The sequence below is a fragment of the Acinetobacter sp. GN11 genome (genome assembly GCF_054823985.1).
Genome location: NZ_JRVL01000010.1, coordinates 1 through 16151, shown reverse-complemented (window position 1 = coordinate 16151; position 16151 = coordinate 1). Strand labels below are relative to the sequence as shown.

Here is a 16151-nt window from a genome sequence, read left to right as displayed (position 1 = left end):
GAAGAGTCACTAAATAGTTTGTCTATCTTTACTCTTCTTTCCGTTATTCAGCCAAATAATCAAACAAATAACGGAGCAACAACACCGTAGTCAATGCAGAGAATATCCTGCTTTTGAAAATGGAATTTATAGTGCTTTGTTGATCATTAATTTTATTGGTTTTCATCAAAATGCACCACTACTTTGTCTCAGGGTATCGCCATGATCTCGACCACAGTAAAAAAATCATTAAACAAACTTAAATTTCACCGTGAAATTGAGTTACCGGATTTTGCTAGCAAAAGCTCAATTCCAATCCGACATTTAAATATTGGTTTTGATGGTAAGGAAATTGATGTCAGATTCTATATGGACAATCAGTTTGCTACTTTGTTTTTTGCCACACTTTCGGTGTTTTTAACCTACGGTGAAGATCTGGTTATTGAAACCGCTCGCCACCATCGTGAATTTATTAAAGATCCAATCTTAAAACAGCGCGTAACTTCACTGATTGGCCAAGAGGCAATTCACTCAAAATTGCACAATGAATATAACGATGCGCTGCAAGAAGCTGAATATCCTGTTGCCCTATACCGTTTTCTTGGTTCGAATTTCTTTAAATATGTATTTTTGAAATTTCCACAACCACTGAAATTGTCAATGATGGCGGGTATTGAGCATTTTACTGCGGTACTTGCTGAATACATGATGAAACATGAAAAGAATTTCTATTATTCAGACGATGCAAAAAGCCGTGCGTTGTGGATGTGGCATATGCTTGAAGAGTCTGAGCATAAAGACATTGCTTATGATGTCTACCAAATTTTAAATGGTAGCTATCCACTACGCGCATCTGGTTTCGCCCTTGCTCTAATTACCATTTTAGGGCTTATTCCTGCGACTACTTTATTTGTCCCTGTTTTAAGAAAACCGCAAGAGATGCTGACCTTAAAATTCTGGAAAGATGCTCGCCGTGGTGTTGGTTTAATCTTTGGCCCGAAAGATGGTGTTTTTGGCAGTACGATTGGTCAAATTCTTGACTATTTACGTCCAGACTTTCATCCAAATGATCATGATACGACTGAATATCTTGAGTATTACAAAAAGAAATTACTGAACGAAGGCGGCGCGATTGCACCTTTCTTTGTTAAAGAATTTACCCCACCTGTACGCGTGTCTTAATCGTCCTGCATTTCCAGCTATCAAACAGATAGCTGGTATCTCTTCAAGCTATTTATGGATGAATCATGATTTTATTTGGCAAAAAGAAAGTTAAACCAAGCCAAAAAGCTTATGCCGTAGTGACGGGTGCAGGCAGTGGGATTGGTCGAAGTTTTGCAATTGAACTGGCAAAACGTGGTGGCAGCGTAGTGTGTGCAGATATTAATCTGGAAGCTGCTGAAGAAACAGTAAAACTTCTTGAACAAGAGGGTGCAAAAGCTTTTGCTCTGCGCTGTGATGTGAGCAATGCCGAACATGTGGCAAATCTCGCTGAAACTGCTGAGATCTTACTTGGGCACCCTGTCACCCTTGTCATTAATAATGCAGGTGTAGGTTTAGGTGGTAAGTTTGACGAGCTAAGCCTAGAAGACTGGAACTGGGTCATGAATATTAACCTTTGGGGGGTTATTCATGGGTGTCATGCATTTGTTCCAAAGTTTAAAAAGTTGGGTTATGGTGCAATTATTAACGTTGCTTCCGCTGCATCTTATACAGCCGCACCAGAAATGACCGCCTATAACGTGACTAAAGCAGGTGTACGCGCGCTTTCAGAAACGCTTTCTGCCGAGCTGCATAAGTTCAATATTAAAGTCAATGTACTCTGCCCCACTTTGGTTCCAACCAATATCATCAAAAATGGTCGGATTCCGGGACGCTATTCAAAGCTTGCAGACCATGCACTCATGAATTATGCCCTCACCACGAGTGATAGTGTAGCCAAATTAACACTGAACCGCCTTGATCAGAATGAGCTTTACACCATTCCTCAAATCGATGCGAAGTTATTCTGGCTCATGAAACGTGCATCACCAAGCTTGTATAACAAGTTCCTTGGCACATCGTACAAATTATTTAAATAAGAAATTTATAGGTAGTACACATATGACTGCTCAAATGAAAACAAATGCATCAGCAAAAAAAGCTGTCAAATCACCAAGCCATATTTTCGATACTTTTATTGTGGGTGCTGGTATTTCAGGTATCGCTGCTGCCATTCGTCTAGATCAAGTTGGCTATACCAATTATAAAATTATTGAAAAAGCTGGCCGTGTTGGTGGAACATGGCGTGAAAACACCTATCCAGGTTGTGGTTGTGATGTACCTTCTGCTCTTTACTCTTATTCATTTGCACCAAGTGCAAAATGGAGCCATTTATTTGCGCGCCAGCCAGAAATCTTAAGTTATCTGGAAGATGTGAGTAACGAGTTTAATGTTACATCTAAAATCGAGTTTAATAGCGAGCTGCTGAATGCAGCATGGGATGACTCACGTCATGTGTGGGTACTTGATACCAGTACTGGTCAATATTTGTCTAAAACCGTTATTTTTGCCACAGGTCCAATTACCGAAGCTCAAATTCCACGTCTTGAAGGCTTAGAAACATTTAAAGGCGAGATGTTCCATTCTGCTAAATGGAACCATGATTATGATTTGACAGATAAACGCATTGCCGTGATTGGTACTGGTGCATCTGCTATTCAGTTTGTGCCACAAATTCAACCAAAAGCGAAAGAGCTGTTTGTGTTCCAGCGTACAGCCCCTTGGGTACTACCGAAACCAGATACAGACTTAGGCGAATTTAGTAAATCAGTGATTGCTAAATATCCGTCTATTCAGGCGAGCTGGCGTAAAAGTGTAGCGTTAACGCTGAATGCGATTAACTTTGGTTTACGTAATCCACTTGCCCTAAAACCAGTCAATGTCTTGGGTAAGCAATTACTCAAACTTCAAATTGCTGACCCTGAATTACGCAAAAATGTAACGCCAAATTTTGATATTGGTTGTAAACGTATTTTATTTGCCAACAATTACTACCCTGCTCTACAAGCACCAAACACCACTCTAATCCCTCATGGTTTAGTGAAAGTTGAAGGCAATACGGTGGTTGCTGCAAATGGTGAGCGCCACGAAGTTGATGTGATTATTTGGGGTACAGGCTTTGAAGTATCTCACCCACCAATTGGTAAACGCGTCCACAATGAAAAAGGCCAATGTTTACAAGATATATGGAAAAGTAGTTCACCAGAGGCTTACTTGGGGACCAACATTGAAAATGTACCAAATGCATTTTTAGTTTTAGGGCCTAACGTACTGGTTTATGACTCTTTCATTGGTTTGGCAGAAGCGCAGCTCGACTATATCGTAGATGGCTTATTGAAAATTAGAAACAAAGGAATTAGCAAATTAAATGTTAAATCTGATGTGATTAAAAAGCATAACGACTTGGTGCAAAAGCACTTACAAACAACGGTATTTAATAGCGGCGGCTGTAAGAGTTACTACCTTGATGCCAACGGTCGTAACTTTGCCGCATGGCCTTGGTCATTAAAAAAACTTAAACAACGTTTGAAAAAAGTAGATTTGAAAGATTATGAAGTGACGTATCAAACGACGAAAACTTACTAATTTGTAATTTCGATCAAATCCGTTGTAAGAAATAGGCAGTGTATTTTTGACTTTCATGAAATACACTGCCTTCTTCGTTGAATATCTTCAAGAAATAAAAAAACAGGATAAAGATGAAAGAAGGTCAATCTAGTCGTACCGCCGAAGCCGCTGCTGCATTACGGGCCAATCATTTTCAAAATACGAAGAACCCTGTATTTTCAGACCCTTATGCTTTTGAGCTGACCAGTAAAGGCTGGAAAAAACTGCTCTCTAACCCACTGATTGTTAAAGTCATGAATTCTTCGGTTTTAAACCGCACTTTAGGTTTACTTACTGGGCAAGTAGTCGGACGCTCTCGTTATGCCGAAGATTTACTTGATCTATCAGTTCAACAAGATACTCAACAATATGTGTTAGTCGGTGCTGGCCTAGACTCTTTTGCACTACGTCAATCGCATCATTACCCAGCTTTGAAAATTTTTGAAGTGGATCATCCTGATACTCAAGCTGCTAAACAAGCCAAGCTAAAAAAACTAGGCGAAATTCCTACCATAGTTGAGTTTGTCGCAATTAATTTTGAAAAAGAGTCTATCTCTGAAGCCTTGACTAGAAGTGTTTATGAGCCGTCCGCTCCCGCATTTTTTTCGTGGTTAGGAACAACTCACTATTTAAACCCGCAAACGACCTTGCAAACTTTAAAAAGTATTGCTGAGTTTGCTGCAAACAATAGTGAAGTTGTACTCGACTATTCGACCGATTTTCAGGAATTAAACGGTATTGAGCGACTTGGAAGCATGGGTGTTGCACAGTTTACCCATTTGCTGAAAGAACCTTTATTAGGTCAATTCAAACCAACTGATTTACATCACGCTGTGGAGCAGATGGGATTTGAAGTAGTCGAAGATTTATCAGGCGCAGCAATTACTAAACGATATTTTAATGCACGGACCGATGAAATTCGCCACACCTCAGCAACGCGCTTACTACATTTGCGTTTAAAGAAATAACCGTATTTTGATTATTGATTGTTTAAACGCATGGCATGAGGTGTTTTCCTATGCCATCTTTTATAGGCATGAATAAAACTGGCAGGCTCGGCATAACCTAGCCACTCTGCAATTTGTTCAATAGATACCTTAGGCAAAGCTAGATATTGTTCAGCCAAAACCTGTCTCACTTCTTCGCGTATTTGAATAAAAGTCATTTCTTCAGATGCCAAATGGCGGCGTAAAGTACGGGCATTTAAATGCAACCGATCGGCAACCATTTCCATTGATGGCATTTCGCCTCGTACACCCATTAGCTGCTGCTGTACCAAATTAATAAATTTCTTTTGTGATTGGCGCTTATCTAAAATTTGTCGACATTGTTCTTCCGCTGTATGCAATACCAGTTCATTTGCCATTTGCAGCTTTTGATTAATTTTTTGTGCATCAAGCAGAACAAAACTTTTGCTACGACCAAATTCAGGCATTACCCCAAATACTTTTTCATAAGCTTGTAGATTACCTCTAGCTTCAAAAGAAAAAGCCAAATATTGGCAAAAATTACTTTGTACGAGGTCGCGTTGCACCGTAATAAGAGCGGCTGTATCGCGTTCAATAATAAATTGCCTAACCGAAGATGGAATACCCTCCTCTTCGATTTCAATATGAGTACCCTCATTGGTATCTGAAACTAAAAAGCGGGTAAACGCAAAGGTTAATGAGAAATACGTTAAAGCTAAATCAAGTGCCTCGCGAATGCTGGCACTACTCATCAGGGCCATACCTAAAGGCCCAAATGTTGTGAAATGGTAGCGGGTACCTACTTCTAAGCCTAAAGTAGGACGATCTCCAAAGAGTTCAACTAAGTTATGGATGAGCTGTAACTCTTGATGCCCCGAGACCACCATGTTGGGATCAAGCAATTGTTGCTGATCGAGTCCCGTTCCTTTGAGAATATTATGATAGGTAATACCTGCTTCTGCCGCAAAATCAGCCATAAGTCGGACGCTATGTATACTGCGTTCAAATGCCCAAGCGTACGTCACTGTATCACCAAAAATGTCCCCGAATCACAATATTTTGTCCTCATCCATCCTCTAAATCAAGAAGATAAACGTCTATTCTGCATACAGGAAATTGCGATTCTTTCGCACAGTGTTTTTAAGGACTTTAGGGCAGCCTATGTTTAATTCGTCATCTAATTCAAATAAAAATGTACGTATCGCTATTATAGGTACTGGCTTCGGAGGTTTAGGCCTTGCTATTCGCCTTAAACAGGCAGGATTCAACCAGTTTACCGTATTTGAGAAAGCTGCCGATGTTGGTGGTGTCTGGCGTGATAATACTTATCCAGGGGCTGCATGTGATGTGCCTTCTCATCTTTATTCTTTTTCTTTTGAGCAAGAGCTAGGTTGGAAAAAACGCTACGGGACATCTCAAGAGATTTATCAATATTTACGCCACTGTGCCGACAAATATGATATTCGCCCACATGTTCAATTTAATACTGAAATTGCCAGTGCCGAATTCGATGCATTACAAGGTGTGTGGCACATTCAAAGTACTAATGGCGAACGCTTTGAAGCCGAGTTCTTAGTCGGGGCTGTAGGTCAGCTCAACCGCCCTGCTTATCCAAAACTTAAAGGTATTGAAAACTTCAAAGGTAAGGCTTTTCACTCCGCTCGTTGGGATCATGACTATGACTTAAATGGCAAACGTGTTGCAGTAATTGGTACAGGTGCGAGTGCCATTCAGTTCGTTCCCGAAATTGCTAAAGAGGTTGCTCATCTTGATGTCTATCAACGTTCAGCACCTTATGTCATTCCAAAACCAGACCGCATTTACCAGCCACTTGAGAAAAAAGCTTTCCGTAAACTGCCAATTTTGCAAACTCTGGACCGCATTTTGCAATATGGAAACCATGAAATTCGTTTGCTGGCTTTTACAACTTCACTCAATGAAATGCCTTTAGTGGAGTATTTATTTCAGCGCCATATTCGTAAAGTCGTCAAAGATGGGAAGTTACGCCACCGTTTAATGCCGGATTATCCAATTGGCTGTAAGCGTATTTTGATTTCCAACCATTGGTATGAAACGCTCACTCAACCCCATGTAGATGTGATTGATACAGGCATTCAAGAAATCACCGAAAACGGCATTTTAGATACGGACGGAAATCTGCGTGAAGTCGATACCATTATTTATGGTACTGGTTTTGCCGCAACAGAATTTATGGCGCCAATGCAAATTACCGGATTGGACGGACGTACCTTAAAAGATACATGGAAAGATGGTGCAGAAGCATACCTTGGCTTAACTGTTAGCGGTTTTCCTAATTTCTTTATGCTTTATGGTCCAAATACCAATCTTGGACATAATTCAATTGTTTACATGATCGAAAGTCAGGTGAATTATATTTTAGATGCCATTCAAACAACCATACAAAACAAACTTCTATTCACCAACGTTCGTGCAGAAGTTCAACACGAGTTCAACCAAAATATTCAAGAAAAAATGAAAAAAACTGTCTGGGCACAAGGTTGCACAAGTTGGTATCAAACTGCTGATGGCAAAAATACCAATAACTGGCCAGGTTTTACTCTTGAATATCGTCAACGCACTCGTCGTTTCGATGTGGAAAACTACACTCAGGTTTCGGCTATTTCTTAAACAAGCTTCACCATAGGAAATGAGAAAAATAAACGGAGAATTTTATGAAGTCTTTTAAAAATAAAGTCGCTGCTGTGACAGGTGCGGGTTCAGGTATTGGACAAGCAATTGCAATTGCACTTGCGAAACAAGGCTGCCATCTGGCACTTTCGGATATCAGTGAAGCGGGCTTAGCCAAAACTGTCGATCAGTTATCAGCCTACCCAGTTAAAGTGACCATTCAAAAAGTTGATGTGGCTAAGCGTACTGAAATTGCAGATTGGGCAAAAGCTGTTGTAAGTGAGCATGGCCAAGTTAATTTGATCTTTAATAATGCTGGTGTCGCAATAGGTAGCACGGCTGAAGGTGTGAGCTATGAAGATCTTGAATGGCTCATTGGTATTAATTTTTGGGGTGTGGTTTACGGCACCAAAGAATTCTTACCATTTTTAAAGCAAAGTGGTGATGGGCACATTATTAATATTTCCAGCATGTTTGGCTTAACAGCCCAACCGACTCAAAGTGCTTATAACGCCAGTAAATTTGCAGTTCGTGGCTTTACCGAGTCCCTACGCCAAGAACTCGATATGCAAAATGCTGGGGTTAGCGCAACTTGTGTGCATCCGGGTGGTATTCGCACCAATATTGCCAAAGCTGCCCGTATGAATAACAGCGTCCAGTCTTTAGGAATGGACCCTCTAAAAAGCCAAGATGCTTTCGATAAATTACTACGCACCCCTGCTGACGAGGCTGCTCAACAAATTTTAGAGGCTGTTCGTAAAAACCGTCGCCGTTTACTGATTGGAGCCGATGCAAAAGTCGTTGATGTAATTCAGCGTATTCTTCCACAGGGTTACCAAAAGATTTTTGCAACAGCAACTGCCTTGCAAACTCGTCTACTTAACAAATCAGCAAAATAAAAATAGTGGTCAGCATACTCTTACTTTTAAGAGATGCTGACTGACATTACAGGCTTAGCATGAGTCCTTATTATGAAGCAGCTTCTTGCATGGACTATCCGTACCACGCTACGTCCAGCTTTATCCCCTAAAACACCACTAAAGCTTCAGCGTTTTTGTAGCGATGCAGCCAGTGCTATTGTATTTGGGCCACGTGGCTATAAAACAAAAAAGCAATCAATTGCTCAAGTACCGACAGTTCATATTCAGCCCAAAATGACTAAATCAGGACTCGGCATCTTGTATTTACATGGCGGTGGCTATGTTGTTGGTAGTTCAAAAAGTCACACTAAGCTTGCGGCTCAAATCGGACATGCAGCTCAAGCACAAGTCTGGTTACCTGAATATAGCCTCGCTCCAGAGCACTCAAGCCCCGCTGCTCTTGAAGATGTAATTGCAGTCTATCAAGCTCTACTTGACCAAGGACAAGACCCTAAAAAACTCGTTTTTGTCGGAGATTCTGCGGGCGGTGGACTCAGTTTAAGTACTGCAATTGCTATGCGGGATGCAGGATTGCCGCTACCAGCAGCATTGGTTTTACTTTCACCTTGGGTCGATTTAAGCCTCTCTGGAAGCACTATGAAAACTCATGCAACTCAAGATGCGATGCTATCTGAAGAATGGTTAGTGTGGTGTGCAAAAAACTATTGCGGACAAAAATCGGCAACCGATCCAATCTGTTCCCCACTCTATGCTGACTTAACTGGGCTACCGCCTATTTTGATTCATGTCGGTACCGAAGAAGTTCTATTAGACGATGCAAAACGTCTCGCTGAACAAGCTGGAAAATATGGCATTCCGACGAACTTTAGGATTTATGACCAAGTCGGACATGTTTTTCAGTTCCACGCGGGTATACTAAAAGAATCTAATGACTCGATTGAGCGCATTGGGCAATTCATTGATAAACATACACAGTCAATATAAAAAATAATCGCCAGAGAGGAGCCTCGGCATGACAACAAACAATTATGACTATGATTATCTCATTATTGGTTCAGGCTTTGGTGGTAGTGTTTCTGCTTGCCGTCTAACCGAAAAAGGTTACTCAGTTGCTGTAATGGAAATGGGGCGTCGCTGGAAAGCCGAAGATTTTGCGAAAAATAACTGGAATTCCCGCCGTTGGATTTGGCGTCCGGGCATGAAGCTTTTCGGCTATTTCAATATGCGCTTTTTTCGCCATGTCACCATTATTTGCGGGAATGCCGTAGGTGGAGGTTCAATTACCTATGCCAATACCCTACTCGTTCCACCTGAACATATTTGGGACGAAGGCACATGGGCAGATGCTGCAGACTGGAAAAATGAAATGCCCCAGCACTATGCAGAAGCAGAACGTATGCTTGGGGTGACGGATAATAAAATTTTTGGTCCAGCTGACCATATGCTCAAACAAATGGGTGAAGCTATCGGCGTGGGTCACACATTTAAACCGACTCGTGTTGCGACTTTCTTCCCACCCGAAGGTGAACAAGGCGGCAAAACCTACCCTGACCCATATTTTAACGGTGAAGGTCCAGACCGTGCGACATGTACCGCATGTGGCGGCTGTATGACAGGTTGTAAATACAATGCAAAAAATACTTTAGATAAAAACTATTTGTACTTTGCCGAAAAAAATGGTGCCAAGGTTTATGAAGAAACCAAAGTTGTTGATGTTAAACCACTCAATGGCAAAGCAGATGGTAGTGATGGCTATGAAGTAACCACTGAATGCTCAACCTCATGGTTTAATAAACAGCGTCGTACATGGCGAGTACGCAACGTCATTTTCTCGGCATCTTCTTTGGGTACACAAGAGATGTTGTTCCGCTTAAAGCAATCTGGTTCACTGCCAAATATTTCCGATGACTTGGGTAATCGAGTTCGTACCAATGCCGAATCTATTTTAGGGGTACGCTTTTTTGGTAAAGATGTCGACATGAGCAAAGGTGTTGCCATTGGTTCAAGTATTTACATTGACCATGACACACACATTGAAGCGACTCGCTACCAAAATGGTTCCGATGCAATGGGCCTTATGTGTACGTACATGGCAAAAGGCAAACCGGGTTGGACACGTATTTTCTTTTGGTTATGGGCCTTAATCTGCCATCCATTTATTTTTCTACGCATGAGTAATCCAGTTGGTTTTGCTCGGCAAACCTTGATTTTCTTGGTGATGCAAACTGCTGATGCCTCAATTAACATGCGCTTGAAACGCAACTGGTTTTGGCCTTTTGGCAAGGTATTGTCCAGTGAGGGTAAAAAGCTACCAGTTTATATTCCACAGGCCAATACATTTACCGAAAAAGTCGCCAAAATGTTTAATGGCCACCCCATGACAACCATTACTGAAATTTTATTTAACGTGCCTTTTACAGCTCACTGTATGGGTGGTTGTGCGATTTCTTCAAGTCCAGAGCGTGGCGTGGTAGATGGACAAAACCGTGTGTTTAACTATAAAAACTTATACGTTGTAGATGGCTCAATGTTAGGTGCCAATTTGGGGGTTAACCCAAGTCTCACCATTACAGCTCTTGCAGAACGTGCAATGTCGTATATTCCAGCTAAGCATACTTTGGATAAGCAACAAGACCATAGAGCAGATACAGAAAACGCAGAGATCACGAAAGCATCGGCTTAAGATAGAAATTTGTTTTATAAAAAAAGCCTATTTAAAAATAGGCTTTTTTTATTTCGCTTTTTAAATTACATCGCTACGGCTTTAGCACGAGCTGCATGCAATTTTTTATAGCTATCGATCAGACGTAAATGACGATCAAGTCCTTCTAGTTTCATGCTTGTTGGTGTTAAATCATAGAAACGAACACTGCCCTCTACAGAACCTAATACTGCATCCATTCGTGTATCACCAAACATACGGCGGAAGTTAGTCAGGTAGTCTTCAAGCTCTAGCTCTTCATCTAACATCACTTCAAGCACCACGTTCATGCACTGATAGAACAAGCCACGCTCAACGGTGTTGGTGTTATATTGCAAGTAAGTTTCGACAAGCTCTTTTGCTTCTTCAAATTGTTGTAAAGCAACATAAATAAGCAATTTCAACTCTAAAATTGTGAGCTGTCCCCAAACTGTATTGTCATCAAATTCAATGCCAATGAGTGTGGTAATTTCAGTGTAATCATCTAACTCACATTCTTCTAAGCGCTCAACCAACGCCTCAAGCTGTTCGTTATCTAAACGATGCAGATTTAGAATATCTTCACGGAATGAAAGTGCTTTATTGGTATTATCCCAAATCAAATCTTCAACAAGATAAATTTCTGAATAATCTGGTACTAAAATACGGCAAGCAGTCGCACCTAAATGCTCATAGACTGCCATATACACTTCTTTACCCATCTCTTCGAGAATGCCGAACAATGTTGCAGCTTCTTCTGCGTTCGACTCTTCGCCTTCGCCAGAAAAATCCCATTCAACAAAGTCATAGTCAGATTTAGAGCTAAAGAAGCGCCAAGATACCAACCCGCTTGAGTCAATAAAGTGCTCAACAAAGTTGTTCGGCTCAGTAACCGCATTACTTTGGAAAGTCGGTTGAGGTAAATCATTTAAGCCTTCAAAACTACGACCTTGAAGTAATTCGGTCAGACTACGTTCCAATGCAACTTCAAAACTTGGATGTGCACCGAAAGATGCAAACACACCGCCCGTACGCGGGTTCATTAAAGTCACACACATTACAGGGAACTGACCGCCTAACGATGCATCTTTAACTAATACAGGGAAACCTTGCTCTTCTAGACCTTTAATACCAGCAACAATACTTGGGTATTTTGCTAATACTTCTTCAGGAACATCTGGAAGTGCAATTTCACCTTCTAAAATTTCACGTTTAACAGCACGTTCAAAAATTTCTGACAAGCATTGAACTTGGGCTTCTGCCAAAGTATTACCCGCACTCATACCATTACTTAAGTACAAGTTTTCAATTAAGTTTGATGGGAAATAGACAACTTCATCGTCAGACTGGCGCACAAAAGGTAGCGAGCAAATGCCACGCTCTACGTTGCCTGAATTGGTGTCATATAAATGTGTACCGAGTAATTCATCATCTGGGTTGTAAATCTCAAGACAGTATTCATCTAAGATTTCTTTAGGTAATTCACCATTTGGACCCGGTTTAAACCATTTTTCATCTGGATAATGCACAAATTCAGCATTAGCAATTTCTTCACCCCAGAACTGATCGTTATAGAAGAAGTTACAGTTTAAACGCTCAATAAACTCGCCTAATGCAGACGCTAAAGCGCTTTCTTTAGTTGCACCTTTACCATTGGTAAAACACATCGGAGACTGCGCATCACGAATGTGTAATGACCATACATTCGGGACAATATTACGCCAAGACGCGATTTCAATCTTCATGCCCAAATTTGCCAAAATAGCAGACATATTGGCAATGGTTTCTTCTAATGGCAGGTCTTTACCTTGAATAAAAGTATGGCTTTCTGAAGTTAAGCTTGGCAATAACAATGCTTGTGCATCTGCATCGATACTTTCAACTTCTTCAATAATAAATTCGGGACCCGTTTGAATGACTTTTTTAACAGTACAACGGTCAATCGAACGTAAAATCCCTTGACGATCTTTCTCTGAAATATCGGCTGGTAATTCAATTTGAATTTTAAAGGTTTGCTTGTAGCGGTTTTCAGGATCAACAATATTATTTTGCGATAAACGAATATTATCAGTTGGGATATCTCTAGCTGCACAATACACTTTTACAAAGTACGCTGCACACAATGCTGACGATGCTAAAAAGTAGTCAAATGGGCCCGGTGCCGAACCGTCACCCTTATAGCGAATTGGTTGATCGGCAATTACCGTAAAGTCATCGAACTTAGCTTCCTGTCGAAGATTGTCGAGATAATTAACCTTGATTTCCATGCTGGCACCTAAATATTTTTATGTGTCAGCACAGACACATAAAATTCTAAATATTGAAAAATAAGCCGAATCACAGCGAAGAAATTGACTTAAAAAAATGAGAGATTAAAGCCATGTGTTTAATGAACGACTCAATTGGCTTTAATAAGATTGGCGGTATTATAGAGGGATTTTGTGCAGTTGATAACTAAAGTTAAAACATTGCTACTCACAATGTTTTAACTCGTCTTGAATTTAGTTAAATATTGAACATTAAAATTTAAAGGTGTAATCAACATTCAACCGCGTTTCATTTGCCGAATGGAATGTCATATTGGTAGGCATGTCGTTGCGATAGTGAGAAAAACGAGCTCGCATACCTAAGCCTTTTAACTTACCTTCGGGAATTTTATAGCCCAAATCAAACTCCATCGATTCCTCTTTAAAGCGCTGATCGCCATATTGCAACAAATCAATGTCTTCGCCTTTTGCATAGCGAGTCATAAAACGCAGTCCGTTTAATGAAACATCACCTACCCGCGCATTTTTAAAGTCATATTCATAACGAATCGAATAGACTTTTTCGTCTTTATTTGAATAGTCCGAACTCATAAAATCAAGCACGACTGGACTTTCAGTTCCCGACAAAAATGGCAGACCAGTTGAACCAAAAGCCTGCATGTAGCCCAAAGAAACAGTATGATTTTGATAGTTCAAACCAAATAAACCACTAATATGTCGGTTATCGACCTCACCTATTTTTTTACTTCCAGTTTCTTCACTATTAAAAAAACGCACGTCGCTTAAAAAATTAAGCTGATCGTTTAAAGGTTGTTTGCCGTTAAAGCCTAAAAACTGTTGCTGGTAAATGTCTTTGAGTTCAGCATGATAAGCCCGTAAACGGTAATCCTTTAACTGATAGCTTCCACCTAATGTATAAAACGAGTCAGTAGTTGCCGCCTTGTCAAAACGATGGTTGATATTGTCTGTTCCAACATCGGTATAACGAATTGAGTCACGTTGACGCACTTTGTCGACATAAAACCCTTCAAGTTGAAGGTTTGGAATTTCGTTTGAAACAAACCGGATACCACGGTAAGTCTGAGGGAACAAACGCGCTGGCGATGAAAATATGGTCGGTAATTGTGGAACTAAATCCCCCACAAAAAGCTCATTTTTTCTAAATTTAGCCCTCCCTGTAATGCCGATTTTTCCATAATAATCGTCACGTGAGTTATCAGGATTAACTGGAAGTAAGCCACTACGCGCATAGTCATCAGCACGGCTTCCCATCAGGTTAAAACCTGCCATTGCCAGTACATCAACACCGAACCCAACGGTCCCTTCGGTATAACCAGACTGTCCTTTAAAAATTAAACCCTGCGCCCAATCTCTGGCTGCTGTATAGGGATAAGGGTCTTTTTTATAGTCTCGGTCAAAGTAAAAATTACGTAGTGTCAGCTCAGCTTTACTATCTGCAATAAACTCGGCATGCACAACTTGACTAAATAATGGGCACAAGCATACCCCCACCCACAATGGTGTCTTTTTCATTTTTTATCTCAACTATTTGATTTTTTAATGGGTTAAGGTGCTGTTTTAAGCGAGTAGTTTTGCTCTTTTTGACTGCGGTAAAAAGCATTACCCAAACTTAAAATCAGGAAAATAGCCAAAATAAAGACCACACCGTAATAGGCATACAGTGTTGCGGGTGCTATACCTTTATCCAGAAAAATGCCTGCGACCGTTGGCGATAAAATTGCCCCAATTCGTCCAAAACCAATTGCATAGCCCACACCGCGACTACGAATTTCAGCATCGTAAATTGTTGGAGAAATCGAATATAAACCTGCTACACAGCCATTAATAAGTGTGCCAAGTAATAACCCAACCATGAGTGCAACACTGACTTGAGCGGAGACTGCGACAAATAGGAAAACACATGCCGAGGTTAGCCCTAAAAATAGACTTAAGGCATAGAAAATTTTCATGCGTGATGCCAATAAACCAATAATGGCAGCCCCGAAAATACCACCTATACTAATTAAAATACCCGTACTTACACCTTGGTGTGGCGACATCCCCATGGAAATAAGAATTTTTGGTGTCCAGCTCATCACGAAGTAAAAGCCAAACATCACTAAAAAGAAGGCAAACCACAAACAAAGTGTTTGAAATCCAAGGTATCCAGCAAATAATTTGCCCAGTTCACTACCATTTTGCGTGCTGATTTTTTCATAACGCGGCATAACGGGTAATTCGTTTAGCCCCATACGATTTACAGTTGTATTAATTCGTTCTAGTGCCTGTTTTGGTCGTTTCGCGAGTAAGTAATCTAAAGATTCTGGTAATAACCATGCGCTGATCAGCAGCATTGTAATGGTAGTAATGCCACCTGCTAAAAAGATTGAACGCCAACCCAAATGTTCAATCAATGCCAATGATAGTACCCCGCCAAGTGTCGCGCCAATTCCATAACCTGTAGACATTAAACTCACTGCGAGACTGCGCCAACGAGCATTGGCATATTCACTTGCCAATACATTACTACTCGCAAGAATGCCGCCCACCCCAATTCCGGTAATAAACCGAAGTGCTGCTAACATGCCGTGGCTTTGTACAAAAGCACAGCCCAACATGCTCAGACCTGCAATGACAAGACAAACTAAGATGAGTAAACGGCGACCGATTTTATCGGCTAAAGGTGCAAGAAAAATGGAACCAGCAGCCATTCCAAAAAGGCCAGCACTTAACAACAAGCCAATTTGCGCCCCTGAAAGTGACCATTCTGCTGACACGGATGGTGCGGTAAATGCCATTACCATCACGTCAAAGCCATCAATAATATTGAGACAAATACAGATCAAAATGACGAACCATTGGTAGTGGCTCATGTTGTTTTGATTGATCTCACTTAGAACGTCTCTTTCCATTTGTGTATCTCCCTTGGATAAGACATACACACGACATTGCTATTTGAGCGATTGGGTGGTTATGCATATCCGTATCCATAATGACCTAGAGGAATATTTTTTTTTGAGCATCCTGCTCTTTTTCTATACTGAATATTTGGATCCAAAAAATCAACAATATTTTTAAA

Annotated in this window: 12 protein-coding genes; 8 read left to right on the top strand and 4 right to left on the bottom strand. The window is 40.7% G+C overall.

Translation table 11 applies throughout. The features are described 5' to 3' along the window. The first annotated feature begins 201 nt into the window (after nucleotides 1-201). The 4 genes from NL42_RS01330 (at nucleotide 202) to NL42_RS01315 (ending at nucleotide 4595) form a co-directional block, all read left to right on the top strand. Nucleotides 202-1161: a metal-dependent hydrolase gene (locus NL42_RS01330; RefSeq protein WP_461311482.1), complete on the top strand. Its 960-nt coding sequence runs from the start codon at nucleotides 202-204 to the stop codon at nucleotides 1159-1161. 65 nt (nucleotides 1162-1226) lie between these two features. Beyond that, the gene (locus NL42_RS01325) at nucleotides 1227-2060 is read left to right on the top strand and encodes an SDR family NAD(P)-dependent oxidoreductase (RefSeq protein WP_461311481.1); all 834 of its coding nucleotides are present in this window, start codon (nucleotides 1227-1229) and stop codon (nucleotides 2058-2060) included. Nucleotides 2061-2082: 22 nt separating this feature from the next. Then, nucleotides 2083-3606: a flavin-containing monooxygenase gene (locus NL42_RS01320; RefSeq protein ID WP_461311480.1), complete on the top strand. Its 1524-nt coding sequence runs from the start codon at nucleotides 2083-2085 to the stop codon at nucleotides 3604-3606. A gap of 113 nt (nucleotides 3607-3719) precedes the next feature. Next, complete coding sequence (locus NL42_RS01315; protein WP_461311479.1) at nucleotides 3720-4595, top strand: class I SAM-dependent methyltransferase; 876 nt, start codon at nucleotides 3720-3722, stop codon at nucleotides 4593-4595. An 11-nt stretch (nucleotides 4596-4606) separates the two neighbouring features. Here the strand turns inward: NL42_RS01315 and NL42_RS01310 are convergent, their stop codons facing one another. Beyond that, the gene (locus NL42_RS01310) at nucleotides 4607-5620 is read right to left on the bottom strand and encodes an AraC family transcriptional regulator (RefSeq protein WP_461311478.1); all 1014 of its coding nucleotides are present in this window, start codon (nucleotides 5618-5620) and stop codon (nucleotides 4607-4609) included. 136 nt (nucleotides 5621-5756) lie between these two features. On the opposite strand from NL42_RS01310, the gene NL42_RS01305 reads away from it, so the two are divergent. The 4 genes from NL42_RS01305 to NL42_RS01290 all read left to right on the top strand — a co-directional run bounded on the left by NL42_RS01305 (nucleotide 5757) and on the right by NL42_RS01290 (nucleotide 10808). After that, the gene (locus NL42_RS01305) at nucleotides 5757-7244 is read left to right on the top strand and encodes a flavin-containing monooxygenase (protein ID WP_461311477.1); all 1488 of its coding nucleotides are present in this window, start codon (nucleotides 5757-5759) and stop codon (nucleotides 7242-7244) included. Between the two features lie 44 nt (nucleotides 7245-7288). Next, nucleotides 7289-8143 carry an SDR family NAD(P)-dependent oxidoreductase gene (locus tag NL42_RS01300; protein ID WP_461311476.1) on the top strand — a complete coding sequence of 285 codons (855 nt, stop codon included), beginning with the start codon at nucleotides 7289-7291 and terminating at the stop codon, nucleotides 8141-8143. A gap of 72 nt (nucleotides 8144-8215) precedes the next feature. After that, nucleotides 8216-9109 (top strand): alpha/beta hydrolase, encoded by an 894-nt coding sequence (locus NL42_RS01295; protein WP_461311475.1) that lies wholly within the window; start codon nucleotides 8216-8218, stop codon nucleotides 9107-9109. 28 nt (nucleotides 9110-9137) lie between these two features. Continuing rightward, complete coding sequence (locus tag NL42_RS01290) at nucleotides 9138-10808, top strand: GMC oxidoreductase (RefSeq protein ID WP_461311474.1); 1671 nt, start codon at nucleotides 9138-9140, stop codon at nucleotides 10806-10808. A 65-nt stretch (nucleotides 10809-10873) separates the two neighbouring features. Here the strand turns inward: NL42_RS01290 and NL42_RS01285 are convergent, their stop codons facing one another. The 3 genes from NL42_RS01285 to NL42_RS01275 form a co-directional block, all read right to left on the bottom strand. Further along, nucleotides 10874-13072: an OsmC domain/YcaO domain-containing protein gene (locus tag NL42_RS01285; protein WP_461311473.1), complete on the bottom strand. Its 2199-nt coding sequence runs from the start codon at nucleotides 13070-13072 to the stop codon at nucleotides 10874-10876. A gap of 252 nt (nucleotides 13073-13324) precedes the next feature. Further along, nucleotides 13325-14605, bottom strand: coding sequence for an OprD family outer membrane porin (locus NL42_RS01280; RefSeq protein ID WP_461311472.1), 1281 nt, complete (start codon nucleotides 14603-14605; stop codon nucleotides 13325-13327). Between the two features lie 32 nt (nucleotides 14606-14637). Then, nucleotides 14638-15984, bottom strand: coding sequence for an MFS transporter (locus NL42_RS01275; protein WP_461311471.1), 1347 nt, complete (start codon nucleotides 15982-15984; stop codon nucleotides 14638-14640). Nucleotides 15985-16151: the final 167 nt, after the last annotated feature.

Excerpts from the sequence above, each read along its gene's own strand:
- NL42_RS01330 (WP_461311482.1), top strand. The coding sequence starts at position 202 with ATGATCTCGACCACAGTAAAAAAATCATTAAACAAACTTAAATTTCAC.
- NL42_RS01325 (WP_461311481.1), top strand. The coding sequence starts at position 1,227 with ATGATTTTATTTGGCAAAAAGAAAGTTAAACCAAGCCAAAAAGCTTAT.
- NL42_RS01320 (WP_461311480.1), top strand. The coding sequence starts at position 2,083 with ATGACTGCTCAAATGAAAACAAATGCATCAGCAAAAAAAGCTGTCAAA.
- NL42_RS01315 (WP_461311479.1), top strand. The coding sequence starts at position 3,720 with ATGAAAGAAGGTCAATCTAGTCGTACCGCCGAAGCCGCTGCTGCATTA.
- NL42_RS01305 (WP_461311477.1), top strand. The coding sequence starts at position 5,757 with ATGTTTAATTCGTCATCTAATTCAAATAAAAATGTACGTATCGCTATT.
- NL42_RS01300 (WP_461311476.1), top strand. The coding sequence starts at position 7,289 with ATGAAGTCTTTTAAAAATAAAGTCGCTGCTGTGACAGGTGCGGGTTCA.
- NL42_RS01295 (WP_461311475.1), top strand. The coding sequence starts at position 8,216 with ATGAAGCAGCTTCTTGCATGGACTATCCGTACCACGCTACGTCCAGCT.
- NL42_RS01290 (WP_461311474.1), top strand. The coding sequence starts at position 9,138 with ATGACAACAAACAATTATGACTATGATTATCTCATTATTGGTTCAGGC.
- NL42_RS01285 (WP_461311473.1), bottom strand. The coding sequence starts at position 13,072 with ATGGAAATCAAGGTTAATTATCTCGACAATCTTCGACAGGAAGCTAAG.
- NL42_RS01280 (WP_461311472.1), bottom strand. The coding sequence starts at position 14,605 with ATGAAAAAGACACCATTGTGGGTGGGGGTATGCTTGTGCCCATTATTT.
- NL42_RS01275 (WP_461311471.1), bottom strand. The coding sequence starts at position 15,984 with ATGGAAAGAGACGTTCTAAGTGAGATCAATCAAAACAACATGAGCCAC.